Origin of the sequence: Variovorax ginsengisoli (assembly GCF_030486595.1) — a bacterium.
GTDB lineage: Bacteria > Pseudomonadota > Gammaproteobacteria > Burkholderiales > Burkholderiaceae_C > Variovorax > Variovorax ginsengisoli_B.
Genome location: NZ_JAUJZH010000044.1, coordinates 1 through 25,566, shown reverse-complemented (window position 1 = coordinate 25,566; position 25,566 = coordinate 1). Strand labels below are relative to the sequence as shown.

The following is a 25,566-nucleotide window of genomic DNA, read 5'->3' as shown; positions in this document are numbered from 1 at the left end:
ATTTTGAGGCTCATTCCGGGCCCTTCGAAAGCGCTGGAAGCGCCAATGTCCGGCTTTTAATCGGGGTGCGAAGACGACCCGGGCGGCCCGTTCTCGCCAACCGTCCAGCTTTTAATCGGATCTCCTGCGTCGGCCCCCGGCACAAATGTCCAGGTTTTGCTCGGGCCGCTGTACCTCAATCCGCACGGGGTTGTGTCCAAACGGCGTTGGACATAACATTGACCCCGTTATGAGCCAACAGATCGCGGGAAATCCGGGCGACAAGCCAGTCATGAGCCACGCCGTCGACGACGTGCTGGAGCTCAGGAAGCCGCACGAGATGATCGTGATGATGCCGCGCTCGGCCCGCGTAACCCTGACCGGTCGCCGCATCTACAGCGCGCTGCTGCAGGTGGCGCAGACGCGGCTGGTCGCCTTGCCCGGCATGCCCGCGGCCGACTTCATGTTCGAGGCCCCGCTGGCAGCCATCCTGCGCACCACCGGCTCCAGCGGCAGCGAGCGCACCGCCGCCAAGAAGTACCTGATTGAGATGCGCAGCCTGGAGGTCGACTGGGAGTCGACCGCGCCGGGCGACGGCGTCAAGTGGCGCGGCTTTTCGATGCTGTCCGAAGTCGCGCTGGAGCTCAGGCGTGGCGAGAACTGGGTCAGCTGGTCCTATCCGCCGACCATCATGGCGGCGCTTCGGGATCCGCAGCGCTGGGCCCGCATCGACCTCGACGTGCTGGCCAAGCTGGGCTCCTACACCGCCGTGGCGCTCTACGAGATCTGCGCCCGCTACCGGGAGAATCCGAGCGGGGTCACCAGCCGCAAGCCGGTGACCTGGTGGGTCGACGCGCTCAGCAACGGGCCTGGTCCCGAGCGGCGTGAATGGCGCAAGTTCAAGAACGAGCGGGTCAAGGACGCGGTGGTCGAGATCAACGCCGAGACCGATCTCGAGATCGACCTGATCGAGCACAAGCAGGGCAGGGTGATCACCGAGGTCCAGTTCGCGGTGCGCAAGAAGCGGCAGGCGCCGCTGCAGCGGCCGCTCACCGGCGAGCCGGTCGACGCCACGCTGGTGCTGCGGGCCGAAACGCTGGGCATCCGCGAGATCAAGCTGGAAGGGCTGCTGAAGGAATTCGGCGACGAGCGGGTGCGGGCCCAGATCGAGGTGCTCGAGCGGCGCGCCGCCAACAAATCGCTGCGCACCATCGAGAACGCCTTCTCGTACCTGCGCTCGCTGCTGCGCAACGAGCCCGCCACCGAAGGCGCCGCCGACCCTCGCGCCGCCGTCCCGCCGGTGGTGCTGCAGCCGGTGCCGGAAACCCCCGCGCCGGCGCCCAGTCTCGAAGGCGCGAACTGGCTGCGCGAGCAGATCGAGGCGATGAAGAAGGAGGTCGCGGCGCTCGAGCCGGCGCAGCTAAAGCGCTGGGTCGACCAGGCGCTGCAGGACCTGGCGCGCAAGGGGGCGCTGAACGCTGTGATCAGCCGGCGCGCGGCCCAGGGCGACGTCCTGCACGGCTTGCTGGGTTCGGCCGTGGTGTACGCCTATGCCGACGCCACCTACGGGCCGGACTGGAAAGTCGACCGGCAATTGTTCGACGCGGTGCAGTAGCCCCGCGGGGCGCTTATGCCCAGGGCATATAAGCAGCCTTCTATTGCGTTGTTCCCCTCGGTGCCGCGAGCCGCGATACTTGCGGACTTTGCGGCGCCGCTGCATCCGCCTGCCACGCAGGCCGTGCCGGCCGATCCCGTCCATGACTTTCTCTTCCCCGGCCGAGGCCCAGCCCCGGCCCCCCCTGATCCGACTCGAGTCGGTGCAGAAATCATTCACCTTGCCCGACGGCGCGGTCTTCGATGCCGTGCGATCGCTGTCGCTCGACATCCATGAAGGCGACGTCTTCGGCCTGATCGGCAAGAGCGGCGCCGGCAAGTCGACCCTGCTGCGGCTGATCAACCTGCTCGAACGCCCCGATTCCGGCAAGGTGCTGGTCGGCGGCCGCGACCTGACCACCCTGTCGCGCCGCGAACTGCGCGACACGCGGCAGAACATCGGCATGATCTTCCAGCAGTTCAACCTGATCCAGAACGCGACCGTCTTCGACAACGTCGCCTTCCCGCTGAAGATCCATGGCCGCCATTCGCGCGCCGAGATCGAGGCCCGCGTGCGCGAGTGCCTCGAACTGGTCGGCCTGGGCGAGAAGATCCACAGCTACCCGGCCCAGCTCTCGGGCGGCCAGAAGCAGCGGGTGGCGATCGCGCGTGCGCTGGCGCCGCGGCCGCAGGTGCTGTTGTGCGACGAGCCCACCTCGGCGCTCGACAGCGAGACCACGCGCGCGCTGCTCGAGACGCTGCGCGACATCAACCTGAAACTCGGCGTGACCATCGTCATCGTCACCCACGAGCTGTCGGTGGTCGAGGTGCTGTGCCGCCAGGTTGCGATCCTCGAGCAGGGCCGCCTGGTCGAGCAGTTCGAGGTCGATTCGCCGGCGGCCGAACGCGCCACCGCGCTCGGACGCGAGATCGACGCGCTGGTGCGCCGGCGCGAGCGCGACGCGCGCGAAGCGCTCGCCGCCCAGGCGCTTTCATTCCCCCAACGCCAGCAAGCAGGCACGCAGGAGCTGGCCCATGCCTGAGAACATCGCCGCCATCCTGCCCGAGCTCGGGATCGCCATCGCCCAGACTTTCATGATGCTGGGCATCGGCCTCACGGCCGCGCTCCTGATTGGCGGCCCGCTCGGCGTGCTGCTCTTCCTGCTCGGCCCCGGACAGTCGCTCGAGAACAAGCCCGCCTTCCTGATCCTCAACTGGATCGTGAACACGGTGCGTTCCTTCCCGTTCATCATCCTGCTGGTGGCGCTGGTGCCCTTCACGCGGGTGATCGCGGGCACCTCGATCGGGCCGCTGGCGGCCGCCGTGCCGTTGTCGGTGGCGGCCATCCCCTACCTCGCGCGGCTGGTCGACCAGTGCCTGCGCGAAGTGCCGCGCGGCGTCATCGAGGCCGCCCATGCGATGGGTGCCTCCGAGCTGCAGATCATCTGGCGCGTGCTGATCGTCGAGGCCCGCTCGGGCCTGGTGCTGGCCTTCACCGTGCTCGCCGTGAGCTTCCTGTCCTACTCGGCGATCGCCGGCGTGGTGGGCGGCGGCGGCATCGGCGACCTGGCGATCCGCTACGGCTACTACCGCTTCCAGACCGACGTGATGGTGCTCACCGTGGCGCTGCTCGTGGCGCTGGTGCAGATCATCCAGTTCGTCGGCAACACCGCCGCCCGTCGCCTGGACAAACGCTGACCCTGGCGCAGCCGATTCCGATTTCCAACCGTGACCGTTCCCATGAAAACATCTCTCGTCCGCCGTTCCGTCCTCGCTCTTTCGGTGCTAGCCCTTTCGCTCGGCGGCCTTTCGCTCCAAGCCCACGGCCAGGCCGCCGCCAAGAAGGACCTGGTGATCGGCGGCACTGCCGGCTCCAACGTCGACCAGCTCAAGGCCGGCATCGTGCCCCTGCTCGAAAAGAAGGGCTACAAGGTCAAGCTGGTCGAGTTCAACGACTACGTGCAGCCGAATCTCGCCCTGGCGCAGGGCTCGCTCGATGCCAACTTCTTCCAGCACCGCGTCTATCTGCAGAAGTTCGCGGCCGACCAGAAGCTCGACATCGTCGAGCTGGTGCAGGGCCCGATCGCGCCGCTGGGCGTCTACTCGACCAAGCGCAAGACATTGGCCGAAGTCAAGGACGGCGACCGCTTCACGATCCCCAACGACCCGAGCAACCTGGCGCGCGCGCTGGTGCTGCTGGAGCAGAACAAGCTGATCACGCTGAAGCCGGGCATCGACGCGCTGCGCGCCACCGAGAAGGACATCGCAGAGAACCCGCGCAAGCTGAAGTTCATTCCGCTCGAGGCGGCCCAGCTGCCGCGCTCGCTGGGCGACACCGAGTACGCGATCATCAACGGCAATTTCGCGATGTCCTCTGGGCTGAAGCTGACCGAAGCCGTGGTGCTCGAGAAGACGCCCGACCACTATCTGAACGTGGTCGCCGTGAAGCGTGCCGACAAGGACACGCCGTGGGCCAAGGACATCGTCGAGGCCTATCACTCGAAGGACTTCCGCGCGGTCGTCGACAGCAAGTTCCCGGGGTACGCGAAGCCGGGCTTCCTGCAATAGGGCGGATAGGCCGCGCAGGCCCCCCTGCGCCAACTCGGCAGGGGGCCTCTTATCGGAAATTATCGGATGGATATAATTATTCAGATTCAATAAAACTGGATAATTCCCATGGCGATCTTCCGGCGTCCTGCGCTGGCCGTCCAGATGGCGGGGCAACTGTTGCGGCCCGGCGTCCTGGACGAGGGCCTGCGTTCCGGCTTGTTCCTTTCCGGCCTGCGCCGGACGGGCAAGACGACGTTCCTGCTGAACGATCTGATCCCTGCGCTGGAAGAGGCCGGCGCCCTCGTCATCTACGTCGATCTCTGGGCCGATACCCAGACCAGCCCGGCCGTCCTGGTCCAGGCAGCGATACGGAGGACGCTGGCTGAACTGCAGACGCCCGCGTCCTCGGTGCTGCAGAAGCTCAGGCGAGTCAGCGGCGTCGACCTTGGCGCGTTCAGCTTCAAATTCGGCTTCAAGCTCGACAGTCTCGGCGTCCAGGGCGGGCCAACGCTGGCGCGAGCACTGACGGACGTCGTCGACCAGGTGAAGACGGATGTCGTCCTGATCGTGGACGAGGTCCAGCACGCGATCACCTCCGAGGAGGGCAATCAGATGCTGCTGGCGCTGAAGGCGGCGCGCGACGCCATCAATCCACGCCCCGGCACGCCCGGCCACTTCCTGTTCATCGGAACGGGCTCGCACCGCGCGCTGGTCAACGAGTTGACGGCGCGGCGCAACCAGGCATTCGCGGGCGCCACGTCAGTGGCGTATCCCGTGCTGGAGACCGACTACGTCGAGCACTTGCTGCAGCGGCTCGCCGGGGAAGGCGCGGGCGCACTGCCTTCCCTGGCGATCGCCAACCAGAGCTTCAAGACCCTGGGAAACCGCCCGGAAGAAATGATCAAGGCCCTGGGCCAGCTGCGCCGGCACTTGCCGCCCGGCGGCGATCCGGATGCCTACCTGCCGGTGATCGCCGCAACCCTCCGGTCCACCGCCGCCGACATCGAACTGGCGAAAGTGGAGCAGCTCGGCGGACTCGCCACGGCCATCTTCGAGCGCATCGCCTCGACCCATGGAGATGCCCGGGGCGTGTTCTCGGCCGAGGCCGCCGCCGCGTATTCGAAGGCCGTGGGACGCGAGGTGCGGGTTGAGGAAACGCAGCCCGTGGTCAACGAGCTCCTCGCGGCGAACCTGATCATGCGCAAGGGCCATGGCCTGTACGGCGTGACGGATCCCTTCGTGCAGCAGATCTGGCGCGAGAAGCAGGCGTTCGAGGCCAAGCTCGGGTAGCGAGTCATGATGGCGACCATGCGCACCATCGGCCTCATCGGCGGCATGAGCTGGGAATCCAGCGCCGAGTACTACCGCCTCGTCAACCAGCGGGTGCGCGAGCGCCTGGGGCCGCTGCGCTCGGCGCAGTTGCTGATGCACAGCGTCGACTTCGGGCCGATCGAGCGGGCCCAGCACGAGGGCCGATGGGACGATGCCAGCGCGATCCTCGAAGACGCCGCGCGCCGGCTCCACGCCGGCGGGGCGGACCGCATCGTGCTGTGCACCAACACCATGCACAAGCTGGCCGATCGCATCGAGGCGGCGACGCCGCTGCCCTTTCTCCATATCGCCGATCCGGTCGGCCGCGCGGCGGCCCGTGCGAGCGTGCACCGCGTGGGCCTGCTCGGCACCGCGTTCACGATGGAGCAGGGTTTCATGAAGGACCGGCTCGCGCACCGGCATGGCCTGGAGGTGCTGGTCCCGGCCGCCGACGATCGTGCCGAGGTGCACCGGATCATCTACGACGAACTGTGCGTAGGCATCGTCGACGGCGCCTCGCGCGAGCGCTACTGCCGCGTGATCGCCGCTTTGCAGGCCCGCGGCGCCGAGGCCATCGTACTCGGATGCACCGAGATCTCGCTGCTCGTCAAGGACGAGGACAGCGCGCTGCCGCTGCTCGACAGCACGGCGTTGCACGCCGCGGCTGCGGTCGACTTCGCGCTCGCGGAATCGTAGCCCTGCGCCCCCTCGGTCGTGCGCGACCTGGTGCGCGCTGAAGTCGCGAGGCTGGCCGCGGTCGGCGTGTTCAGCTTCGGCGCCGGCGTGGCCTGACCGGGCCGGCATCGAAGTGCATTGCGTTTCGATACAGGCGAGGTCCCTAGAATCGGCGGCCACGAGTCGATTGAACGGAGCTTCCCTTTGCGCATTGCCACCTTCGCCCTTGCAGCCCTCGCGGCCGCAACCACCCTGCCGGCGTTCGCGCAGGTCAACATCAACATCAACGTCCCCGGGCTGGTGCAGGTGGCACCGCCGCCGCCGCGCTACGAAGTCATGCCCGGCCCGCGTCCGGGCCAAGTCTGGGTTCCGGGCCGCTGGGTCTGGAACGAGCGCGACTATGTGTGGCATGGGGGGCGTTGGGAGCGCGACCGGCCCGATTACGTCTACGCGCCGGGCCGCTGGGTCCAGGCGGGCGGCGGCTGGCGCTGGGTCGATGACCAGTGGAAGCCCGGCAAGCCGCCGAAGCACGGCAAGCACGATCGCGGCCATGACCATGACGACGACGGCTACCACTGTCCCCCGGGCCAGGCCAAGAAGGGCCGCTGCTAGCCAGGGGCTTCAGCCGCGCTGCAATCGCTTGAGCGCGGCGCGATAGATCCGGTAGACGGGCCCGATGCTGTCGAGCGCGATGCGCTCGTCGGTGGCGTGGATGTTCTCGCCGCGCAGGCCGAAGCCGCACAGGGCGGGCACGCCCAGGCCATGCAGGTAGTTCCCGATGTTCGACGGTCCGGCCACGCTGGTGGGCAGGTCGATGCCCAACTCGGCGCGGCCCGCTTCGCGCAGCGCCGAGACCATCGGGTCGGCATCGGCCACGCGGTAGGCGGGCCAGCCGGCGAACCACTCGATGGCGGTGGCGGCCGCGCCGGCATGGTCCGCGTCCTGCCGTTCGATCGTGGCCCGCACCAGCGCGCGCGCCCGCGCGTCGGTGAAGCCGGGCGTCAGGCGCAGGTCGATCCGCAATTCGCAGCGATCGGGCACCTGGGTGTAGCCGCCGTCGCCGGCCTGGATGCCGGTCAGGGTGAGCCGGGGCGCGAGGCCGAAGGCCGGATCGGCCGGCGGCAGCGGCGCGGATTCGAGGGCGCGCGCCAGCGCCATGGCCCGCGTGATGGCGTTCAGGCCGCGCCGGCGGGTGGCGCCGGCGTGGGCGGCGATGCCGCGCACCACCAGCCTGGCGCGCAGGAAGCCGCGGCCGCCGGTGACGATCCTGTCCATCCCTGGGTACCCGACGATGACGCCGTCCGGCCTCGGCGCGGGCCCGTCTCCCAGAGGATGATCGAAGAAGGCGCGGGCGCCCCCGAAGCGCCCGGAATGCTCGTCGAGATCGAGCAGCAGGCCGAGCCGGCCGGCGAAGCCTTCGCGCGCAGCACCGAATTCCGCCAGCAGGTGCGCGAACAGGGCCGCGCCGCCCTTGGAGTCGGCGGTGCCGCGGCCGTGCAGCCAGCCGCCCTCGATGCGGGGATCGGTCGGCGGCCAGGTCCAGCTGGCGGCGTCACCGAAGCCCGCGGTGTCGAGCGTGGCGTCGAGCACGGTCCAGGGGCCGCCCGGCCGGGCCCCGGCGATCTCGGCATAGAGGCCCAGCGGCTCGCCGCCGGCACCCTGCAGCCGGCGACAGGCCAGCCCCCGGCTGCCGAGCCAGTCTTCCATGCAGCGCAGCACCGGCGCCGGCGCGTCGGTGCCGGCGCGGCTCGGCGTGCGCACCAGCGACTGGAGCAGGGCGACGATCGAGTCGGTGGGAGCGGGCGGGCTTGCCATGCGCGGCTATTGTGGCGCCGGCGTCAGCAGGTGCTGCAGCATGCGGCGCGCCGGCAGCGGCAGCGCGTCGGCATCGCGCACGCAGGCCAGCAGGTGGCGGGCGGCCCAGGCCTCCGTGATCGGGATGGCCCGGATGCGCGGCAGCGAAGGCGAGCGGTCGGCCGCGGCCTTCGGCACGATGCCCACGCCGATGCCCTGCTCGACCATGCGGCAGACCGCCTCGAAGCTGCGCACGCGCACCCGGTAGGCCAGCCGCTTGCCGAGCCGGCGGGCGTGCAGGGCCACGTGGTCCTGCAGCGGGCTGCTTTCGGCCAGGCCGACGAAGCGGCAGTCGACCACCTCGGCCAGGACGACGCGCCGGCGCCGCGCCAGCGCATGACCGCGCGGCACCACCAGCACCAGGTCGTCGCGCCGGAACACGAAGTGCTGCAGGCCTTCGACGTCGACCACGTCGGAGACGATGCCGATGTCGCACAGCCCGGCGCGCAGCGCATCGACGATGTCGCTGCTGCCCTGTTCCTCGAGGTCGACCGAGATCTGCGGATGCTGCGCGAGGAAGGCGCCGAGCGCCTCGGGCAGGTGCTCGGTCATCGCCGAGCTGTTGCACGACAGCCGCACGTGCCCGCGCAGGCCGCCGCCGTACTCGCCGAGCTCGCCGCGCAGGCGCTCCATCTGCTGCAGCACCAGCCGGGCGTGGTGGGCCAGGGTGCGCCCCGCCTCGGTCGGCTGCGCGCCCAGGCGGGAGCGAAGCAACAGCGGCGTGCCGAGGTCGGCCTCCATGCCGAGCACGCGCTGGCTGGCGGAGGCCAGCGTCATGTGCGTGCGGGCCGCGCCGCCGGTGATGCTGCCGGTCTCGACGATGTGCTCGAACAGCCGCAGGTCGGTGAGGTCGAATCGCATGCCGGCAAGGTAGCACGCCGAGCCTCAGGCCGGGCCTGAGGCCGGCTGTGAAAGTTCCGCATTTGCAGGCCGCGCCCGGACCGCGACACTGGCCCGATGCTGGATTCCGATCTTTCCCTTTGGGCCCTGGTCTCGGCTGTCTTCGTGCTGGCGGGCCTCGTCAAGGGCGTGATCGGCCTGGGGCTGCCGACCTTGTCGATGGCGCTGCTGGCCATCTGGATGCCGCCGGCTGCCGCCGCCGCGCTGCTGATCGCGCCCTCGCTCGTGACCAACCTGTGGCAGCTCCAGCCCTGGTCCGGCGTCATGGTCATGCTGCGCCGCCTGGCCGGCATGCAGCTCGGCATCGTCGCCGGCACGCTGCTGGGCGCCTGGTGCTTCGGCGCCCCGGCCGGCTCGGGGGCGATGCTCGCGCTGGGGCTGGCGCTGGCCGGCTATGCGGCCTGGGGCCTGCTGGGGCGCTCGCTCGCCCTGCCCGCGCGGCACGAGGCATGGCTCGGCCCGGTGGTCGGCGCGCTCACCGGCGCCATCACGGCGCTGACCGGCGTCTTCGTGCTGCCGGCGGTGGTCTACCTGCAGGCGCTGCGGCTGCCGCGCGACGCGCTGATCCAGGCGATGGGGCTCTCGTTCACCAGTTCGACCTTGGCGCTCGGCTTGGCGCTGGCAGGGCAGGGCGGCTACTCGATGCCTGGGGCCGGCGCCTCGCTGGCGATGCTGGTGCCGGCGCTGGCGGGCATGGCGCTGGGCCAGCGGCTGCGCCAGCGGATCTCGGTGGCGGTGTTCAGGCGGTGCTTCTTCATCGGCCTGGCGCTACTGGGGCTCTACATGGCGGGACGTGAATTGCTGCGTTGAGAATCCGGCGCGCCGACGCACAATCTAGCGCGCGGCGATGGGCCGCCGCCCGCGTGTGGGGCTAACAGGAGTACGCATGTCAATGGCACTGTTGTGGGACACCGCGGTCGCGACCCTGACATCGTCGCTCGCCACCCCGGCGGGCATCGTGGCCGCCTGTTCGGCGGCGGTGGCCGGGGCGCTGGTGGTGGTGAGCTCGTTCGTGAAGACCATGATTCCCCTGCGCTGCCTGGCGGTCGGCGGCAACCTCGGCTTTCTGCTCTACGGTGCGCTCCATCCCTCGCTGATCATGATGCTGCTGCACGGTGCGCTGCTGCCGATCAACATCTGGCGGACCGCCGAGATGGTTCGCCTGACGCGGCGCGTGACCGCGGCGGCGGCCGAGAACGACCTGTCGGGGGTCTGGCTGCGGCCCTACATGCGCAGCGCCCGGATGAAGGCAGGCCGCGTGCTGTTCCGCAAGGGCGATGCGGCCAGGCACCTGTATTTCCTGGCTTCGGGCCAGATCGAGTTCGTCGAGATCGGCGAGATGATGGAGGCCGGGCGCCTGTTCGGCGAGATCGCCTTCTTCGCCCCCGACAAGCGCCGCACGCTGACCGCGCGCTGCGCGACCGACTGCACCGTGCTGCGCATCGACGAGACCACCTTCAAGCAGCTCTATTTCCAGAATCCGGCCTTCGGCTTCCAGGTCGTCAATCTGGTGACCTCGCGCCTGATCGCCGACCGCCAACGGCTCGAATCGCTCATGGCTTCCAGCCGGCCGGCGCCTTTGGGAAGCTAGGGCCCAGGCCGACGCCGGGCCGCCAGCGCGGCGAAGTCCGCGCTTCGCGCTGACGGGCGGCCTGCTGACGCCCCCTCGGGGGGCAGCGACGACACGAAGTGCGGAGCGTGGGGCCCCGTCAAACCACGCAGGCGCGGGCGGCGTCGAGGATCATGGCTTCTGAAGGCAGCTTGCCGATGCCGGCCAGCCCTTCACGGGCGCATTCGATGTCGTGCCAGCGCACGATGCCCTCGCGGTCGATCATGAACATCGCCTTCAGCTGCGGCCACTGCCGTTCGACGTCGCCGAGGTCGGTGGGCGTGCAGACGTAGCTGTCGAGCGCCTCGATGGCCTTGGCGGCCTGCGGGATTGGCAGCGGCTCGGGCAGCTCGCCCGTGGGATTGACGCGGGTTTCCTGCAAGGCCTGCATGAGTTCGGGCGTCGGTTCGGGCTTGGGCACGCGGTAGGCGCGGTGGGTCGACAGGGCGGGGTCGGAAGCCAGCCGCAGCTGCGTCGGCCGGAACTTGAAGTAGAGCCGGGCGTTTTCGGGGTCGGTCGCTACCACCACGAGGCTTTCGACCCCGAGCGCCTTCAGCTTGACCTCGAATTTGCCGATCTGGACCAGCTGGCGGCGGCAGAACGGGCACCACAGGCCGACCATCAGCGCCAGGAACAGCGGGGCACGCCCTCGGTAGTCGGCCAGCGACACCGTCTCGGGGCCGGCCACCGCCGGCAGCGCGAAGTCGGGGGCGGCTTCGCCGGGTGCCACGGGGGGATTCATCGAGGAGGTCATGGAGGGACTCCTTCCGGCAGGTTCAGCAGAGGAACGGAAGCACCATCAGGGCGTCGGGCTCGAGGCCGGCGCGCTCGCAGACGGTCTGTGCTTTGGCCAGGTAGGCCTCGGCCTGCGCGATGCGCCCGGCGTCGAGATACAACGTCGCCAAACCATCGTAGCAGGGAAAGAGCAGCTGGGGTTCGTCGATCTGCTCGGCCAGTTGCAACGCCTCGTTGTAGGAATCGAAGGCCCGGGCGTGGTCGCCGTGGCACTGGTAGATCTGGCCCAGGACGATCAGCGGCACCGCCAGGTGATCGAGCAGCCCGAGCCGGCGGTCCAGGCTGGCGGCGGCGCGCGCGGCCTCGATGCCTTCGTCCTCGCAGCGGTTGGTCAGGGCGCAGTAGGCGACCGCGAGGTTCGCGTACAGCCGCGACTGGAAGCCCAGGTCGCCGACCTTGCGCGCGGTCTCGAGCCCGCGCAGGCAGGTCTCGATGCTGCGTTGCGGATCGAGCGTCGCATACAGAACGCCCAGGTTCGTGTAGCCCCGGCAGGCCGCCTGCAGCAGCTGGTGCGCCTCGGCCTGGGCGACGCTGCTCTCGATCTGCGCCACCGCCTCGGACGGGCGGCCCAGGCGCGCCAGCGCGACGCCGAGCGTGTTGCAGGCCTCGGCCCGCACCACGGTGGCCTCGCGCGCGCGTCCCTGGGCGTCGGCGGGCAGCTCGCCCAGTGCGCGTTCGGCCAGTGCCAGCGCGGCGGCGCTGTCGCCGGCGCGGAAGGCGAGCCGGCCCATCTCCTGGAACAGGTGGGCGCGCTCGATCGGGTCGCCCTGTTCGCCCAGGCCCGCCAGCCCGGCGTCGAAGCAGGCGCCGGCGCGCTCGCGGTCGCCGGCCTCCCAGTGCAGTCCGCCGGTCTTGCGCAGGGCGCGCGCCAGGCGCACCGGTTCGTGCCGCTGTTCGGCCGCCTGCCGGACCTGCTCGTACTGGGCCAGCGCTTCGGCGCGACGCCCCTGCAGGCCGAACAGGTCGGCCAGCCGCTCGCGGGCGTCGAGCGCCATGGGCTCGACCTCGGCGGCGGCCGCCGGAGCTTCGGCCAGCGTGCGCAGCGCGCGCTCGTAGTGGCGGATGGCGTCGTCGTTGGCGTAGACGGCGCGGGCCCGGTCGCCCGCGGCCAGCAGGTAGCGGGCGCCGCGCGCCTTGTCGGTCGACAGGCTCCAGTGGTGCCCGAGCGCCTCCAGTTCGGCTAGGCGGCGCGGGTTCGCGCCCTCGCCATCGACCGCCGCCTGCCGGCCCGGGGCCGACATGTCCTCGAGGGCCTGGCCGGCCCGCTGATGCAGCTCGGTACGCCGGGCCAGCAGCAGGTTCTGGTAGGCGACCTCGTGCAGCAGCGCGTGCGTGAAGCGCCAGCGGGGTCCGCCCGCCGGCTCCGCGCGCACCGGGCGCACCAGGTCGGCGGCCGCCAGGCGGCCCAGCGCCGACCCAGTCGAGGGCGGGTCGCTGGCCACGCGCTGCAGCAGCGAGGCGTCGAACTCGGCGCCGAGCACGGCCGCCTCCTGCAGCAGGCGGCGATCTTCCGCCTCCAGCCGGTCGATGCGCGACAGCAGCAGGCCGTACAGCGTCGACGGCACGGTCGCCGCCTCGTGGGTGGGCTTGCAGTGCCAGCGCTCGCCCTGGCGCACCAACAGGCCGGACCCGGCCAGGCTGCGGACGATCTCCTCGACGAACAGCGGATTGCCGCCGGCCCGCGCGGCGACCAGTTCGCGCACCGGCGCCAGGGCGTCGCCGTCGGCGCCGCCCAGCAGGTGGCCCACCAGCGCGCCGGCCTGCCGGTCGTCGAGCGGTTCCAGCGCGATGGTGGAATGCGCTGCTCGCAGCGGTCGGAGCGCGCGGGCGTCGGGGCGCTGCGCGGCCAGCAGCATCAGCGGCCGGTCGGCGAGCTGGTCGATCACTTCGCGCAGCAGGTCGGCCGAGGCGGCGTCGGCCCACTGCATGTCGTCGATCACGATGACCACCGGCTGGCGCGCCAGCCGGCGTTCGAGCATCGCCCGGGCCGCCAGCGTGATCTGGCGCTGCAGCTGTTCCGGCTCGATGTCCTGCGGCCGGGCTTCTTCGATGCCGAGCAGGTGGCCCACCACCCGGGCGACCGCTTCGACCTCGGCGGCATCGGCGCCCAGGGCCTGCAGGCCGTCGTGCAGCTTGCGCCGCGCCACCTCCAGCGAGTCGTCGGCACGGATCTGGTAGACCTCGCGGAACAGGGCCCCGAAGGTGCCATAGGTCGGCTCGCCGTGCGACGAGCAGGTGGTGCGGCGCACGCCGGTCGAGACCAGGCGGCCCTGGGCTTCGAGCCGCGCGAACAGCTCGGCCAGCAGGCGCGACTTGCCGGCGCCGGCCTCGCCGACGACGCTGACCAGCTGCGCCTCGCTGCCCTGCATGCGATCGAAGGCGGCCAGCAGGCGCTCGATGGCGTCGTCGCGACCGACCAGCGGCGCCGCCAGCCCGAGTTCGGCGAGGCCGCGCGCGGAGACCGCATCGGCGCGGGCGCCGCGCAGCACATGGACCCGCATCGGCTGCGTCTTGCCGCGCAGCGCCAGTTCGGTGGCGGGTTCGAAGTCGAAGCGGTGGCGCACCAGCGCCCAGGTGGCGTCCGACACCAGCACCGTGCCCGGCTGCGCGGCCGAGAGCAGGCGCGATGCGGTGTTGACCGTGTCGCCAGTGACCGCATAGGCGCCGCCGGCACCGCTGCCCAGGCTGCCGGCGACCACCGGCCCGGTGTGGACGCCGATGTGCAGCGTGACCCCGCGGCCGAGGCGCGGGCCCCATTGCCGGCTCAGTCGCTCGACGCGCTGCATCATGTCCTGCGCCGCTTCCAGGGCGCGCAGGGGGTCGTCCTCATGCGCGCGCGGCGCACCGAACACCGCCATCACGGCGTCGCCGACGAACTTCTCGACGAAGCCGTCGCCTTGGGCGATGGCCTGGGCCATGGTCTCGAACAGGGCGTTCTGGAACGCGCGCACCGTCTCGGGATCGAGCTCCTCGGACAGCGCCGTGAAGCCGGTGAGGTCGGCGAACAGCACCGTGACCTGGCGCCGGTCGGCGTTGGGCTCGGGGTCGGGCGGCCGCGGGCTGTCCAGCCGGCGCCCGCAGCGCTGGCAGAACGATGACGAGGGCAGCACTTCGGCGCCGCAGCCGGCACAGGTCGTGGTCATGGGTCGTCCCGAGCCGCATGCTGCGCCAGTTCGGGCCTGCGCGCCACCGAAGAAATCCGCGATGATCCGGCCACCGGCCATGGAATTCCTCAAATTCATCCGCTCGCTCGAAGAACTTCTCTACGAGGTGATGACCTGGATGCTGTTCTATCCGCGCACGCTGTGGCGGGTGCTGCGCCATCCGCTGGCGCTGGCGGCGCAGGCAGAGGCCGAGATGAGCGAGCGTGAGGAGGACCAGTTCATCGACCTGGTCAGTCCGCCGCTGTTCCTGATGCTGTCGATCCTGCTGGCCCACGCGCTCGAGGTCGGCCTGCATGCCAACCTCGCGCCCTTCACCTCCAGCGTGGCGAAGGAGGTGCTGACTTCCGACACCAACCTGCTGATCTTCCGTGCCATCACCTTCAGCCTGTTCCCGCTGCTGATGGCGACCGGCCTGCTGCATCGGCTGCGGCGCGACATCGACCGCAAGACGCTGCGCCGTCCGTTCTTCCTGCAGTGCTTCTTCGCCTCGCCTTTCGTGGTGACGCTGTCGGTGGCCTCGGTCTTTGCACGGCTCGGGTTCTCGCTGGTGGCGACCGGGTTGACCATCGGCGCGGTCCTCTGGTATCTCGGTGTCGAGACGGAATGGTTTCGCACCCGCCTGGGGATCGGGCGCCTGCATGCCTTCGCGATCGCGCTCAAGCTGATCGCGATCGCCTTCCTGCTGGCTTTCGGATTCGCCTTCCTGCTGCTCGGACCGGCGTCGCCATGAGCGGCGCCGCCGGGCGCCGGTGGCTCAGAGCAGCATCCCGCCCGACACCTCGATGCGCTGGCCGGTGAGCCAGCGGTTGCCGTCGGACAGCAGCGCCGCGACCGCGCCGCCGATGTCGTCGGGCTGGCCGACCCGGCCCAGCGCCGTGATGCCGGCGATCTGCGCATTGGCCTGGGGGTCGTCGCGCACCGCGCCGTCTCGGAAATCGGTCTCGATGGCGCCCGGCGCGATGGTGTTGACCGTGATGCCGCGCGGGGCCAGTTCCTTCGCCATGTAGCGGGTCAGCACCTCGATGCCGCCCTTCATCGCCGCATAGGCGGCGTAGCCCGGGAAGGTGAACCGGGCCAGGCCGGTCGAGGTGTTGACGATGCGCCCGCCGTCCGCGATAAGCGGCAGCAGTTTCTGGGTCAGGAAAAAGGTGCCCTTGAGGTGGATGTTGGCGAGCAGGTCGAACTGCGCCTCGGTCGTCTCCGCGAAGGGCGCCGCCACGCCGATGCCGGCGTTGTTGACCAGGTGGTCGAAGTGCTCGCGCTGCCAGGTGCCAGCCAGCGCGGCCTTCACGCGTTCGGCGAAGCCGCCGAAGCTGCCGCTGTCGGCCACGTCGAGCTGGAGCGCGACCGCGCGGCGGCCGAGCGCCTCGATCTGCCGCACCACGGCGTGGGCCTCGGCCTCGTTGGCCTTGTAGGTGAGGATCAGGTCGCTGCCTTGTTCGGCCAGCTTCAGGGCGGTGCTGCGGCCGAGGCCGCGGCTGGCGCCGGTGACGAGGGCGATGCGGGGGGTGGTGGTGGTGGCGTTCATGGGTGAGTTCCTGAGTCTGGAAGGGTTGGGATGGCCTGACTTTAGGAGTTCACCGGAAAACGATAAATGGTCGAGAATCGTCCAAACTGTTCTTCCAGAAAGGACAATCAAAAAATGGATCTCGACCAGCTCCGCATCTTCGCCCGGGTCGCCGAACTCGGCAGCTTCACCCAGGCCGCCGACCAGCTCGGGATCGCGAAGGGCCGCGTCTCACAGGTGGTGCAGCGGCTCGAGGCCCAGGTCGGCGCGCGGCTGCTGCAGCGGACCACGCGGCGCGTACGGCTGACGCCCGATGGCGAACAGTTCCTCGAACGCGGCCAGGAGCTGATCGCCGACGCCGACCAGCTGCAGGCCATGTTCCAGCCGGCGGCCAGCGGCTTGCGGGGCCGGCTGCGCATCGACCTGCCCAACTCGCTGGCGCGCGACCTGGTCATTCCGCGGCTGCCGGAATTCCTGGCGGCGCATCCGCTGCTGGAGCTGGGCATCAGCACCACCGACCGCCGCGTCGACCTGGTGCAGGAAGGCTTCGACTGCGTGCTGCGCGTCGGGCCGCTGGTCGACGCGGAACTGGTGGCGCGGCCGCTGGGGATGATGAAGATGCGCAACGTGGCGAGTCCGGCCTACCTGCGTGCCAACGGCACGCCGAAGACGCTGGCCGACCTGGCCCGGCACCGCATCGTGCACTACGCGCCCAAGCTCGGCGTGCAAGGCGCGGGCTGGGAGTACCAGGAGGAGGGTGGCGCGGTCCGCGTGCATCCGATGCGCAGCGCGATCGTGGTCAACGGCACCGATGCCTACCAGGCCGCGTGCCTGGCAGGCCTGGGGCTGATCCAGGCGCCGGCGCATGGCACGCAGCGGCTGGTCGATGCCGGCCTGCTGGTGGACGTGATGCCTCACCTCACGGCGGCGCCGATGCCGGTCTCGCTGCTCTACCCGCACCGGCGCCAGCTGGCGCCGCGCGTGAAGGCGGTGCTGAACTGGCTCACGCAGGTGGTCGAGCCGTACCTCGGCGAGCCAGGCCCGGCGACGGTCGAGAGCCGGCCGACGTGAGGGCGCCGCGGCCGCCGCGCCGATGGCCGTCCATGCGACATTGGGGCAAACTCGCCACCCATGAGACACATCGCTCGACTGATGCGCAGCGCGAGCCTGAACGGCTACGTCGAACTGGTGAAATCGCTGGGCCGGGATCCCTATGCGTTCCTGCGAGCCGTGGGGCTGCAGGCGAGATTCCTGGATGACCCCGAGACACTGATCCCGAGGGACGCCGCGCGCGAGTTGCTGGAGATCACCGCGCGTGCCACCAAGACGGAAGACCTGGCGCTGCGTCTCGCGGCCCAGCGCAAGCTCTCCGCCCTCGGACCCATCAGCCTCGTGCTGAGGGAAGAGCCCACGCCCAGGGATGCCCTCGACACGCTGTGCCGCTACCTGAAGCTGGTGAACCCCTCGCTGATGATTCGGGTCGAAGACGCCGACAGCGTGGTCATCATCAGGGAGGACCTGCTGCCGAGCCCGGGCTTGCCGATGCGGCAGTCGGTGGAACTCGCCGTGGGCAGCTTGTTCCGGATGCTGAGCGAATTGATCGGACCGCATTGGCGACCGCTCGAAGTCTGCTTCACGCATCGTCCGCCGACGGACGTCTCCGCCCATCGGGCATTCTTCGGACGCAGCGTCAAGTTCAACCAGGAATTCAACGGCCTGGTCTGCATGGCGATCGACTTGTCCAAGCCGCGCGAGCTCGGAGACCAGGTGGCCGCCAGCTTCGCGCGCAAGTTCCTGGAGGCGGAGCTCAAGGATCGCAGTGAAAGCGTCCAGGAAACCTGCCGCCAGCTCATCCTGGCACTGCTGCCGGGCGGCGCCTGCACCGCGCGGGAGGTTGCTCGGCACTTGCGCGTCGATCGCCGCACGCTGCACCGTCGACTCGACGCCGAGGGCCTCACTTTCAGCGGCCTGCTGGACCAGGTGCGCTCGGACCTGGTCAAGAGCCATTTGCGCGAGGGTGACCTGCCGCTCAGCGAGGTGGCCGAGCTGCTGGGCTTCTCCAGCCCCAGCAGCTTCAGCCATTGGTTCCACAGTCTGTTCGGCTGCAGCGCCTCGCAATGGAGCAAGCAGTCGGCCGAAGCCGCGGCGACCCAGGAAGCCTAGGCCGGTCCGGGCTCAGCGGCCGAGATCGGCGTCCGGCTTGCGCAGGAAGCCCTGGTTGCCCCCGTTGCGATTGGGTGCGAAGCCATTGCGCTGAAGAGTCTCTTCGGCCGTGTCGTAGAAGACCCCGATCTGCATGATCTCGCGCGCCTGTTGCGCGGTCGCGATCGGACGGCCGAATTCACCCGAGATGCGCACCAGCTGCTTGATCTGGTCGACCGTGCTGGCCTTGCCGGTGCGGGTCTGGTTCCAGAGCACGTCCTCGATGCCGCAGCGCACATGCAGGCCCAGGGCGATGCCGATCATGTTGATGGGCAGCACGTTGAGCACCGAGCTTTCCACCGTGACCACCGCGCCGTCGGGCACCGCACGCAGCATGTTGGCCAGGTTGTAGATGTTGGCTTGGTCCATGCCGCCGCTGATCGCCACCCAGTTCATCACCAGCGGCCCCTTGTAGACGCCGCGGCGGATCATCCGCTCGATGGTCTCGAAGCTGTTGATGTTGTAGACCTGGAACTCGCTCTGGATCCCGGCGGCCGTCAGACGCCGGATGTGCTCCTCGGCCCAGCTGGGGTTCGAGGGCACGACCATGTCCTTGTAGGTTGCATAGAGGTGCGGGAAGCCCCGTGACACGCCCTTGAAGTCGTCCAGGCCGGCATGCTCCGTCACGTTCATCTGCGAGGTGTTGACGGTCACCGTGACCTGGTCGGGCCTCGGCTGGAGTTCGGCCAGCATGTGCCGCGTGTCGTCGCTGAGCCACTTGGCGCCCTGGCCTTCTTCAGGTGCGAAGCTGATGGAGCCGCCGACCTGGATGATCATCTCCGGCACGCGGGCGCGCACCCCGGCGATCAACTCGTTGAACTTGGACAGGCGCTTGCTGCCCTTGCCGTCTTCTTCGCGAACATGCAGGTGCAGCACGGTGGCGCCGGCTTCGTAGCAATCCACCGCCTTCTGGATCTGGTCCTCCATCCTGACCGGAATGTCTTCCGGGAAGTCCGAGGGAATCCAGCCCGGGGCATAGGGAGCGGCCGTGATGATCAGGGGCTGCTGGTTTTCGGGATACAGGTGGCCGTCGAGGAAGTTCATGGTGAGGGGTCTCCGGGTTGAAATGCAGAAATCGGGAATGTCGAACGTGATGGAAAGGCTTCGGAAGCTCAGTACGGAACGTCGCCCACGATGCCGGCGCGCTCCATCTTTCGCGGTGCCGGCCAGTAGTCGTTCACGGCGTAGTGCTGTGTGCTGCGGTTGTCCCAGACAGCGATGTCCCCAGGCTGCCAGGACCAGCGCACCTGGTACTCCGGAATGGTGGCGCGGCTGAGCAGGTAGTTCAGCAGCAGCGATGCGCCGGGCGTCTTGTCGATGCCGTGGCGAATGTTCTCCGGCGTGTTGTGGTTGACGAAGTGCGTGGTGAAGCTGCCGACGTACAAGATCTTCTCGCCGGTTTCCGGATGCGTGCGCACCACGGGATGCTCTGCCGGCGGGTTGTCCTGGTTCAGCTTCCTGCGGGCTTCATCGGTCATCACCGCGCCGAACGATTGCTCGATGCTGGACCGGGCGCGCAATTTCAGGATCTTCTGCTGGATGTCCTCCGGCAGCTCTTCGTACGCCTGGACCATGTTGACCCAGATGGTGTCGCCGCCGATCTCGGGGCATTCGATGCAGCGCAGCACGGCGCCCATCGAAGGATTCGGGCGCCACAGGCCGTCAGAGTGATATGCGTTCTCGTAGCTGTGCCTGCTTTCGCTGCGATAGATGAGCGCCAGGCCCGGGTGCTCGGGATCGCTGTTGAGCACGGGGTGGTCTTCCAGCTCGCCGAAGCAGCGCGCAAAGGCTTCGTGGTCGGCGCGAGTGATCTCCTGGCCGCGGAAGAAAAGCACCTTGTGCTTCAGCAGTGCGGACTTGATCTGGGCAAAGAGTTCGGGGTCGCGCGATGCTTCGCCGAGGTGGACGTCCGTGACTCTGGCGCCGATGGCGGGCGTGATTCGGCTGATCTTCATGTCTCGTCTCCGTAGGGTTGCGTGTCGCCGTTCAGTTCGGCTGGATGTTGAATTTCTTGACGATCGCGGCGTTGCGCTGGAACAGCGCCTTGCTTTCAGCCAGCATCGCGGGCGTGTCGACGTTCACGTCGGGCTCCAGGCCCAGGTCGATCAGCTTCTGCTGCACCGCAGGGGCTTCCGCCGCCTTCTTGATGGCCGCCTGAAGCTTCGCCAGCACGTCGGCGGGCAGCTTGCTGGACCCGTAGAAGCTGACCTCTCCCGGGAACTGGATCTCCGGATAGCCGAGCTCGGTCATGGTCGGCACCTCGGGGAAATACCTGGACCGGCTTTTCCCGGCAATGGCATAGGCGCGCAGCTTGCCGCCCTTGATCAGCGGCAGGGAGGTCAGCAGGCTGTCGAACATGATGTCGACCTGGCCGCCCAGCAAGTCCTGCAGCGCGGGCGGCGCGCCGGGGTAGCCCACGTGCTGCATGCCCAGTCCAGCCTGGTCGCTCAGGATCAGTCCCGCGTAGTGCGACGACGTGCCGGTACCGAAACTGGCGAAGCTGGTCTGGCCCTTGCGCGTCTTCAGCTGCGCGACAAGACCCTGGAAGTCCTTGGCCGGATTGGTGGCGGCGCTCACCAGCACGCGGCTGGTCTGGGCCACCCTTGCGATCGGCACGATGTCCTTCAGCGGGTCGTACGGCACCTTCATCACCAGCGGTGCTTCAACCAGCAGGTTGATCGCGCCCATGGCGATCGTGTCGCCGTCGGGGGCCGCGTGCAGCATGGCGCTGAGTCCGATCGAGCCGGTCGCGCCGGCGCGGTTTTCGACGATCACGGGGCGGCCGATGTCCGCGGAAATCTGCTGCCCGACCACGCGAGCGGCGACGTCGATGGTTCCACCCGGCGGTGCCGGAACGATCACCTTCAAGGGCTTGTCGCCAATCGCCCAGGCGCTGAGCGCCAATGACCATCCGATCAACACCATGGCGGGGCGCGCCAATTGCTGCAGTTTCATCTTTGTCTCCAGTTCATCTCGTGTCGGACTGAGGTGCCGACGTGATGAAAGTATCTGGCGCACGGGCGTTTGGTTCTTGCTTATCGGGGACTGAGATTTGCCAATGTGGGTCATAGTCAGTCGCGCTGCAGTTCTGTGCTGCCAGAAGGCCGGCGGCCCCGCCAAGCCACCTTGTCGGTGGCCTGGCGGGGCCGGTCTGCCCGAATCCCGGGGCGATTCAGTTCAACTGGATGTTGAACTTCTTGACGATGGCCGCGTTGCGTTGGAACAGCGACTTGTCTTCGGCGAGCATCGCCGGCGTGTCGACGCTCACATCGGGCTCCAGGCCCACGTCGAACAGCTTCTGTTGCACCGCCGGCGCATCCGCCGCCTTCTTGATGATCGCCTGCAGCTTCGCCAGCACGTCGGGCGGCAGCCTGCTGGAGCCATAGAAACGGATCTGTCCCTGGAACTGGATCTCCGGATAGCCGAGCTCGGTCATGGTCGGCACCTCGGGGAAATACCGCGATCGGCTCTTGCCGGAAACGGCATAGAGGCGCAGCTTGCCGCCCTTGATCAGCGGCAAGGAAGTCGCCATGCCATCGAACATGATGTCGACTTGGCCGCCGATCACGTCCTGCAGCGCGGGCGGCGATCCGGGGTAGCCCACGTTCTGCATCCCAAGGTCGGCCTGGTCGCTGAAGATCAGTCCCGAGTAGTGCGAGGTCGTGCCGTTGCCATAGTTGGCGAAGCTGGATTTGCCTTTGCGCGTCTTCAACTGGGCCAGAAGACCCTGGAAGTCCTTGGCGGGGTAGCTGGCACCCGTCACGAGCACATAGCTCGTCTTGGCCACTCTCGCGATGCTGACGACGTCTTTCAGCGGGTCGTAAGGCACCTTCATCACCTGCGGCGATTCCACCAGCAAGTTGTTCGGCCCGACCAGGATCGTGTCTCCGTCGGGCGCCGCCTGCAGCATGGCGTGGAGGCCGATCGACCCGCTGGCGCCGGGGCGGTTCTCGACGATCACGGGCCGGCCGATATCGACGGAAATCTGTTGTCCGACCACACGAGCGGCGATGTCCGTCGTGCCGCCCGCCGGTGCGGGAACGATGACCTTCAAGGGTTTGTCGCCAAGCGCCCAGGCGCTGAGCGCCAGCGAGCATCCGATCAACACCAGGGCAGGGCGTGCCAATTGCTTCAGTTTCATCTTTGTCTCCGATTCGTCCCCGTGTCGCACGGGAAGGGTACCAATCCCATCAGTATCTGGCCCATCGACGATTGGTATTTGCTTATCGGGGACGTCAACTTGTCTATTTGGGCCATAGCTGGCGACCCGCTTCCCGTCCCGGGAGCGTCCCGCAAGAATCGCGTCCTCACATGCATTCACAAGGAGACGCAGCATGACCAAGGCCATTCGCTTTCATGAGACCGGGGGCGCCGACGTCCTGAAATTCGAGGACGTCGAAGTCGGCGAACCCGGACCCGGTCAGGCTCGCGTGCGCCACAGCTTCATCGCCGTCAACTTCGCCGACATCTACTTCCGCACCGGCTTCTACCCGCTGGACCTGCCCAATGGCCTGGGCACCGATGCGGTGGGCGTGGTCGAGGCCGTCGGGGCCGGCGTGACCGACATCCGCGTGGGCGACCGCGTGGGCTACCTGGTCGGACCGCCGGGCGCCTATTCGCAGGCCCGCGTGATGCCTGCCGACGTCCTGATCCCGCTGCCCGACGGCATCTCGGATCGCACCGCCTCCTCGCTCATCATGAAGGGCATGACCGCCCAGTATCTGTTTCGCCAGGTCCATCCGCTCCAGGGCGGCGAGACGATCCTCTACCACGCGGCCGCCGGTGGCGTGGGCCTGATCGCCTGCCAGTGGGCGCGTGCCATGGGCGTGACCATGATCGGTACCGTCAGCACGGACGAGAAGGCCGCCGCGGCGAAGGCCAACGGCTGCGCCCACACCATCGTGACCTCGCGCGAAGACATCGCCCAGCGGGTGCACGAGATCACCGAAGGGAAGGGCGTTCCGGTGGTCTATGACTCGGTCGGCAAGGACACGCTGGAGGCTTCGCTCGCCTGTCTTCAGACGCGCGGAACGCTGGTGAGCAACGGCACCTCGTCGGGCCCGGTGATCCTCAACGTCAAGGTGCTGGGATCGAAGTCGATCTGGATCACGCGGCCGGCCATGCGGGACTACATCGCGCCCCGCGCCCACATGCTCGACATGGCGCGGGAGCTGTTCGATCACGTGCTCGCCGGGCGCATCGTCAGCGAGCCGAAGCAGAGCTTCGCGCTGGCCGACGCGGCCGAGGCGCACCGCGCGCTCGAAGGACGCAAGACCATCGGCTCCACCGTCCTCGTGCCCTGAGCGGCAAGTGAAGGCGGTGCGCACGCCGGATGACTGCTGCCGTCGCGGTGGTGTCCCCAAGCAGCAAGTTTCCGTCCCCGAAAGACAAGTAGAGACGCCCACGGCGCCAGATACTGCCCTCGCGAATTCAGGCGATGCCGAGCGCCTGATTCATTCCAACGTGATCAAGATACCGAACGGAGACATCTGAGATGGCAGCACCCCAAAGCAAGGTAATCGTGACCTGCGCGGTCACCGGTGCGATTCACACGCCGACCATGTCGCCGTACCTGCCGATCACCGCCGACGAGATCGCCCGGGAGGCGATCGCGGCCGCGGAAGCCGGCGCGTCGATCGTCCATCTGCATGCGCGCAATCCCGAGACCGGCCAGCCGTCGCAGGCGCCGGCGCTGTTCCGCGCCTTTCTGCCGGTCATCGCCGAGCGCTCGGATGTGGTTGTCAATCTCACCACCGGCGGCGCTCCGAACATGCTGGTGGAAGAGCGGCTGCAGCCTGCCTTGCAGCTCAAGCCGGAAGTGGCGTCGCTGAACATGGGCTCGATGAATTTCGGCCTGTACCCGATGCTGGGCCGCTACAAGGAATTCAAGTACGACTGGGAGCGCCCCTACCTGGAAGGCTCGGAGGACCGCGTGTTCCGCAACACCTTCCACGAGATCCGCTACATCCTCGAATCCTGTGCCGACAACGGCACGCGCTTCGAGATCGAGTGCTATGACACCAGCCACCTCTACACCGCGGCGCATTTCATCGACCGCGGCATCCTGAAGCCGCCCTTCTTCATCCAGACGGTCTTCGGCCTGCTCGGCGGGATCGGCTCGCACCCCGACGACGTGATGCACATGCGAAGGACAGCGGAGCGCCTGTTCGGCAAGGACTACTACTGGTCGGTGCTCGGCGCCGGCCGCAGCCAGATCCCGCTCGCCGCCATGGCCGCCTCGACGGGCGGCAACGTCCGGGTGGGACTCGAGGACTCGCTCTGGGACGGGCCGGGCCGGCTGGCGACGAGCAACGCCCAGCAGGTGCAGCGCATCGTCTCGACCCTGCGATCGCTGAACCTGGAGATCGCGACGCCCACCGACACGCGCGAGATGCTGCAGCTGAAAGGCAGGCATGCGGTCGCCTTCTGATCCGCTGCCTGCGCCCGACCACCCCACCAGGAAACTCGTGATGACCGAACCTGTCGTCTTGATCACCGGCGCCACCGCCGGGATCGGCCGCGCCACCGCGCTCGCATTCGCTCGCGAAGGCGCCCGGCTGGTGTGCTCCGGCCGCAATGCCACGGCCGGCGCCGCGCTGGTGGCCGAACTCCGTGAACTGGGAGTGGAGGCCGAGTTCGTGGCCGCCGACGTCAGCAACGAAGCGCAAGTCGGCGCGCTGGTCGAGCGCACCGTCGCGCGCTTCGGACGGCTCGACGTTGCCGTGAACAGTGCGGGAACGGAAGGAACGCCCGGCTCGATCGTGGACCAGACCGTCGAATCCTATTCGGCGACCTTCGACGCCAATGTGCTGGGGACCTTTCTTGGCATGAAGCACCAGTTGCGCGTGATGCTCCGGCAGCGGCAGGGTACGGTCGTCAACCTCTCCTCGACGATGGGAAGCCGCGGAAATCCGCAGAACCCGATGTACGCGGCCAGCAAGCACGCGATCGAGGGCCTGACCAAGTCGGCCGCCCTGGAGGCCGGGCGGTCGAACGTGCGGGTGAACGCGGTGGCCCCCGGCCCGATCGACACCGGGATGCTCGAACGCATCGCGGGCGGGGCCGAGAAGATCGCGGCGGTCGCCGCGGCGATCCCGGCCGGTCGCATCGGCACGCCGGAGGAGGTCGCCGATGCGATCGTGTTCCTGGCCTCCGATCGCGCCAGGTACATCTCGGGCCAGATCCTCGCCGTCAATGGCGGCAAGACCGCCATGTAGGTCCCGTTCGAGGGACTTGGCTCGAGGGTGCACGACTTTTTCGCTCCCGCATTTTTTCCAGAACCAAAGAGACTCCAATGAAAAGAACCCTGGTCGCCTTGACCGTCCTCGCCGCCGGCGGCGCTTCCGCCCAGTCCTCCGTCACGTTGTTCGGCGTCGTCGACGCCACGGTCAGCGGCTATTCGAACAAGGCCGAGACGCCGTTCGGCG

25 protein-coding genes are annotated in these 25,566 nt (G+C 68.7%); 16 read left to right on the top strand and 9 right to left on the bottom strand.

What is annotated here, in order from left to right:
• Nucleotides 1-271 precede the first annotated feature (271 nt).
• The 7 genes from QZH52_RS35700 to QZH52_RS35670 all read left to right on the top strand — a co-directional run bounded on the left by QZH52_RS35700 (nucleotide 272) and on the right by QZH52_RS35670 (nucleotide 6,720).
• On the top strand, nucleotides 272-1,594 hold the full coding sequence (locus tag QZH52_RS35700; protein ID WP_301816045.1) for a replication initiation protein: 1,323 nt from the start codon (nucleotides 272-274) through the stop codon (nucleotides 1,592-1,594).
• A 142-nt stretch (nucleotides 1,595-1,736) separates the two neighbouring features.
• Entirely contained in the window at nucleotides 1,737-2,615 is an 879-nt protein-coding gene (locus QZH52_RS35695; protein ID WP_301816044.1) for a methionine ABC transporter ATP-binding protein, read from the top strand.
• Entirely contained in the window at nucleotides 2,608-3,270 is a 663-nt protein-coding gene (locus tag QZH52_RS35690) for a methionine ABC transporter permease (protein WP_286520809.1), read from the top strand. Before QZH52_RS35695 ends, QZH52_RS35690 begins: the two co-directional genes overlap by 8 nt.
• A gap of 42 nt (nucleotides 3,271-3,312) precedes the next feature.
• Nucleotides 3,313-4,140, top strand: a complete 828-nt coding sequence (locus tag QZH52_RS35685) for a MetQ/NlpA family ABC transporter substrate-binding protein (protein WP_301816043.1) — start codon at nucleotides 3,313-3,315, stop codon at nucleotides 4,138-4,140.
• Nucleotides 4,141-4,248: 108 nt separating this feature from the next.
• Entirely contained in the window at nucleotides 4,249-5,412 is a 1,164-nt protein-coding gene (locus QZH52_RS35680) for an AAA family ATPase (protein WP_301816042.1), read from the top strand.
• 18 nt (nucleotides 5,413-5,430) lie between these two features.
• The gene (locus tag QZH52_RS35675) at nucleotides 5,431-6,129 is read left to right on the top strand and encodes an aspartate/glutamate racemase family protein (RefSeq protein WP_301816041.1); all 699 of its coding nucleotides are present in this window, start codon (nucleotides 5,431-5,433) and stop codon (nucleotides 6,127-6,129) included.
• 183 nt (nucleotides 6,130-6,312) lie between these two features.
• On the top strand, nucleotides 6,313-6,720 hold the full coding sequence (locus tag QZH52_RS35670) for a YXWGXW repeat-containing protein (protein WP_301816040.1): 408 nt from the start codon (nucleotides 6,313-6,315) through the stop codon (nucleotides 6,718-6,720).
• 9 nt (nucleotides 6,721-6,729) lie between these two features.
• Here QZH52_RS35670 and QZH52_RS35665 read toward each other — a convergent pair whose 3' ends face one another.
• Nucleotides 6,730-7,923: a M20 family metallopeptidase gene (locus tag QZH52_RS35665; RefSeq protein ID WP_301816039.1), complete on the bottom strand. Its 1,194-nt coding sequence runs from the start codon at nucleotides 7,921-7,923 to the stop codon at nucleotides 6,730-6,732.
• Between the two features lie 6 nt (nucleotides 7,924-7,929).
• The gene (locus tag QZH52_RS35660) at nucleotides 7,930-8,823 is read right to left on the bottom strand and encodes a LysR family transcriptional regulator (RefSeq protein ID WP_301816038.1); all 894 of its coding nucleotides are present in this window, start codon (nucleotides 8,821-8,823) and stop codon (nucleotides 7,930-7,932) included.
• A gap of 96 nt (nucleotides 8,824-8,919) precedes the next feature.
• Here QZH52_RS35660 and QZH52_RS35655 point away from each other — a divergent pair, with 96 nt between their 5' ends.
• Nucleotides 8,920-9,672, top strand: a complete 753-nt coding sequence (locus tag QZH52_RS35655) for a sulfite exporter TauE/SafE family protein (protein ID WP_301816037.1) — start codon at nucleotides 8,920-8,922, stop codon at nucleotides 9,670-9,672.
• 76 nt (nucleotides 9,673-9,748) lie between these two features.
• Entirely contained in the window at nucleotides 9,749-10,453 is a 705-nt protein-coding gene (locus QZH52_RS35650; protein ID WP_301816036.1) for a Crp/Fnr family transcriptional regulator, read from the top strand.
• Nucleotides 10,454-10,571: 118 nt separating this feature from the next.
• Here the strand turns inward: QZH52_RS35650 and QZH52_RS35645 are convergent, their stop codons facing one another.
• Both QZH52_RS35645 and QZH52_RS35640 read right to left on the bottom strand, forming a co-directional pair.
• Nucleotides 10,572-11,225: a peroxiredoxin family protein gene (locus tag QZH52_RS35645; RefSeq protein WP_301816035.1), complete on the bottom strand. Its 654-nt coding sequence runs from the start codon at nucleotides 11,223-11,225 to the stop codon at nucleotides 10,572-10,574.
• A 22-nt stretch (nucleotides 11,226-11,247) separates the two neighbouring features.
• A complete protein-coding gene (locus QZH52_RS35640; protein WP_301816034.1) occupies nucleotides 11,248-14,409 on the bottom strand; it encodes an ATP-binding protein in 3,162 nt (1,053 codons plus the stop codon).
• Between the two features lie 79 nt (nucleotides 14,410-14,488).
• Here QZH52_RS35640 and QZH52_RS35635 point away from each other — a divergent pair, with 79 nt between their 5' ends.
• Nucleotides 14,489-15,160, top strand: coding sequence for a hypothetical protein (locus QZH52_RS35635; RefSeq protein ID WP_301816033.1), 672 nt, complete (start codon nucleotides 14,489-14,491; stop codon nucleotides 15,158-15,160).
• A gap of 24 nt (nucleotides 15,161-15,184) precedes the next feature.
• Here the strand turns inward: QZH52_RS35635 and QZH52_RS35630 are convergent, their stop codons facing one another.
• A complete protein-coding gene (locus QZH52_RS35630) occupies nucleotides 15,185-15,958 on the bottom strand; it encodes an SDR family NAD(P)-dependent oxidoreductase (protein WP_301816032.1) in 774 nt (257 codons plus the stop codon).
• 114 nt (nucleotides 15,959-16,072) lie between these two features.
• On the opposite strand from QZH52_RS35630, the gene QZH52_RS35625 reads away from it, so the two are divergent.
• Both QZH52_RS35625 and QZH52_RS35620 read left to right on the top strand, forming a co-directional pair.
• Complete coding sequence (locus QZH52_RS35625; protein ID WP_301816031.1) at nucleotides 16,073-17,008, top strand: LysR family transcriptional regulator; 936 nt, start codon at nucleotides 16,073-16,075, stop codon at nucleotides 17,006-17,008.
• A 60-nt stretch (nucleotides 17,009-17,068) separates the two neighbouring features.
• Complete coding sequence (locus QZH52_RS35620) at nucleotides 17,069-18,100, top strand: AraC family transcriptional regulator ligand-binding domain-containing protein (protein ID WP_301816030.1); 1,032 nt, start codon at nucleotides 17,069-17,071, stop codon at nucleotides 18,098-18,100.
• 12 nt (nucleotides 18,101-18,112) lie between these two features.
• On the opposite strand, the gene QZH52_RS35615 is transcribed toward QZH52_RS35620, so the two are convergent.
• The 4 genes from QZH52_RS35615 to QZH52_RS35600 form a co-directional block, all read right to left on the bottom strand.
• A complete protein-coding gene (locus QZH52_RS35615; protein ID WP_301816029.1) occupies nucleotides 18,113-19,183 on the bottom strand; it encodes a beta-keto acid cleavage family enzyme in 1,071 nt (356 codons plus the stop codon).
• Nucleotides 19,184-19,251: 68 nt separating this feature from the next.
• Entirely contained in the window at nucleotides 19,252-20,094 is an 843-nt protein-coding gene (locus QZH52_RS35610) for a TauD/TfdA dioxygenase family protein (RefSeq protein WP_301816028.1), read from the bottom strand.
• A 31-nt stretch (nucleotides 20,095-20,125) separates the two neighbouring features.
• Nucleotides 20,126-21,094: a Bug family tripartite tricarboxylate transporter substrate binding protein gene (locus QZH52_RS35605; RefSeq protein ID WP_301816027.1), complete on the bottom strand. Its 969-nt coding sequence runs from the start codon at nucleotides 21,092-21,094 to the stop codon at nucleotides 20,126-20,128.
• Nucleotides 21,095-21,311: 217 nt separating this feature from the next.
• The gene (locus tag QZH52_RS35600) at nucleotides 21,312-22,487 is read right to left on the bottom strand and encodes a Bug family tripartite tricarboxylate transporter substrate binding protein (protein ID WP_301816026.1); all 1,176 of its coding nucleotides are present in this window, start codon (nucleotides 22,485-22,487) and stop codon (nucleotides 21,312-21,314) included.
• Here QZH52_RS35600 and QZH52_RS35595 point away from each other — a divergent pair.
• From QZH52_RS35595 to QZH52_RS35580, 4 genes are all read left to right on the top strand, one after another.
• Entirely contained in the window at nucleotides 22,474-23,442 is a 969-nt protein-coding gene (locus tag QZH52_RS35595; protein ID WP_301816025.1) for a quinone oxidoreductase family protein, read from the top strand. The genes QZH52_RS35600 and QZH52_RS35595 overlap by 14 nt on opposite strands.
• 191 nt (nucleotides 23,443-23,633) lie before the next feature.
• A complete protein-coding gene (kce, locus tag QZH52_RS35590; RefSeq protein WP_301816024.1) occupies nucleotides 23,634-24,569 on the top strand; it encodes a 3,5-dioxohexanoate:acetyl-CoA acetone transferase in 936 nt (311 codons plus the stop codon).
• A 40-nt stretch (nucleotides 24,570-24,609) separates the two neighbouring features.
• A complete protein-coding gene (locus QZH52_RS35585) occupies nucleotides 24,610-25,356 on the top strand; it encodes an SDR family NAD(P)-dependent oxidoreductase (protein WP_301816023.1) in 747 nt (248 codons plus the stop codon).
• A gap of 77 nt (nucleotides 25,357-25,433) precedes the next feature.
• The coding region (locus QZH52_RS35580) for a porin (RefSeq protein WP_301816059.1) at nucleotides 25,434-25,566 on the top strand (133 nt) is incomplete at its 3' end.

Excerpts from the sequence above, each read along its gene's own strand:
- kce (WP_301816024.1), top strand. The coding sequence starts at position 23,634 with ATGGCAGCACCCCAAAGCAAGGTAATCGTGACCTGCGCGGTCACCGGT.
- QZH52_RS35695 (WP_301816044.1), top strand. The coding sequence starts at position 1,737 with ATGACTTTCTCTTCCCCGGCCGAGGCCCAGCCCCGGCCCCCCCTGATC.
- QZH52_RS35690 (WP_286520809.1), top strand. The coding sequence starts at position 2,608 with ATGCCTGAGAACATCGCCGCCATCCTGCCCGAGCTCGGGATCGCCATC.
- QZH52_RS35620 (WP_301816030.1), top strand. The coding sequence starts at position 17,069 with ATGAGACACATCGCTCGACTGATGCGCAGCGCGAGCCTGAACGGCTAC.
- QZH52_RS35615 (WP_301816029.1), bottom strand. The coding sequence starts at position 19,183 with ATGAACTTCCTCGACGGCCACCTGTATCCCGAAAACCAGCAGCCCCTG.
- QZH52_RS35630 (WP_301816032.1), bottom strand. The coding sequence starts at position 15,958 with ATGAACGCCACCACCACCACCCCCCGCATCGCCCTCGTCACCGGCGCC.
- QZH52_RS35685 (WP_301816043.1), top strand. The coding sequence starts at position 3,313 with ATGAAAACATCTCTCGTCCGCCGTTCCGTCCTCGCTCTTTCGGTGCTA.
- QZH52_RS35680 (WP_301816042.1), top strand. The coding sequence starts at position 4,249 with ATGGCGATCTTCCGGCGTCCTGCGCTGGCCGTCCAGATGGCGGGGCAA.
- QZH52_RS35650 (WP_301816036.1), top strand. The coding sequence starts at position 9,749 with ATGTCAATGGCACTGTTGTGGGACACCGCGGTCGCGACCCTGACATCG.
- QZH52_RS35605 (WP_301816027.1), bottom strand. The coding sequence starts at position 21,094 with ATGAAACTGCAGCAATTGGCGCGCCCCGCCATGGTGTTGATCGGATGG.
- QZH52_RS35640 (WP_301816034.1), bottom strand. The coding sequence starts at position 14,409 with ATGACCACGACCTGTGCCGGCTGCGGCGCCGAAGTGCTGCCCTCGTCA.
- QZH52_RS35645 (WP_301816035.1), bottom strand. The coding sequence starts at position 11,225 with ATGACCTCCTCGATGAATCCCCCCGTGGCACCCGGCGAAGCCGCCCCC.
- QZH52_RS35600 (WP_301816026.1), bottom strand. The coding sequence starts at position 22,487 with ATGGCCTTGGTCATGCTGCGTCTCCTTGTGAATGCATGTGAGGACGCG.
- QZH52_RS35585 (WP_301816023.1), top strand. The coding sequence starts at position 24,610 with ATGACCGAACCTGTCGTCTTGATCACCGGCGCCACCGCCGGGATCGGC.
- QZH52_RS35655 (WP_301816037.1), top strand. The coding sequence starts at position 8,920 with ATGCTGGATTCCGATCTTTCCCTTTGGGCCCTGGTCTCGGCTGTCTTC.
- QZH52_RS35595 (WP_301816025.1), top strand. The coding sequence starts at position 22,474 with ATGACCAAGGCCATTCGCTTTCATGAGACCGGGGGCGCCGACGTCCTG.
- QZH52_RS35665 (WP_301816039.1), bottom strand. The coding sequence starts at position 7,923 with ATGGCAAGCCCGCCCGCTCCCACCGACTCGATCGTCGCCCTGCTCCAG.
- QZH52_RS35625 (WP_301816031.1), top strand. The coding sequence starts at position 16,073 with ATGGATCTCGACCAGCTCCGCATCTTCGCCCGGGTCGCCGAACTCGGC.
- QZH52_RS35660 (WP_301816038.1), bottom strand. The coding sequence starts at position 8,823 with ATGCGATTCGACCTCACCGACCTGCGGCTGTTCGAGCACATCGTCGAG.
- QZH52_RS35635 (WP_301816033.1), top strand. The coding sequence starts at position 14,489 with ATGGAATTCCTCAAATTCATCCGCTCGCTCGAAGAACTTCTCTACGAG.
- QZH52_RS35700 (WP_301816045.1), top strand. The coding sequence starts at position 272 with ATGAGCCACGCCGTCGACGACGTGCTGGAGCTCAGGAAGCCGCACGAG.
- QZH52_RS35675 (WP_301816041.1), top strand. The coding sequence starts at position 5,431 with ATGCGCACCATCGGCCTCATCGGCGGCATGAGCTGGGAATCCAGCGCC.
- QZH52_RS35610 (WP_301816028.1), bottom strand. The coding sequence starts at position 20,094 with ATGAAGATCAGCCGAATCACGCCCGCCATCGGCGCCAGAGTCACGGAC.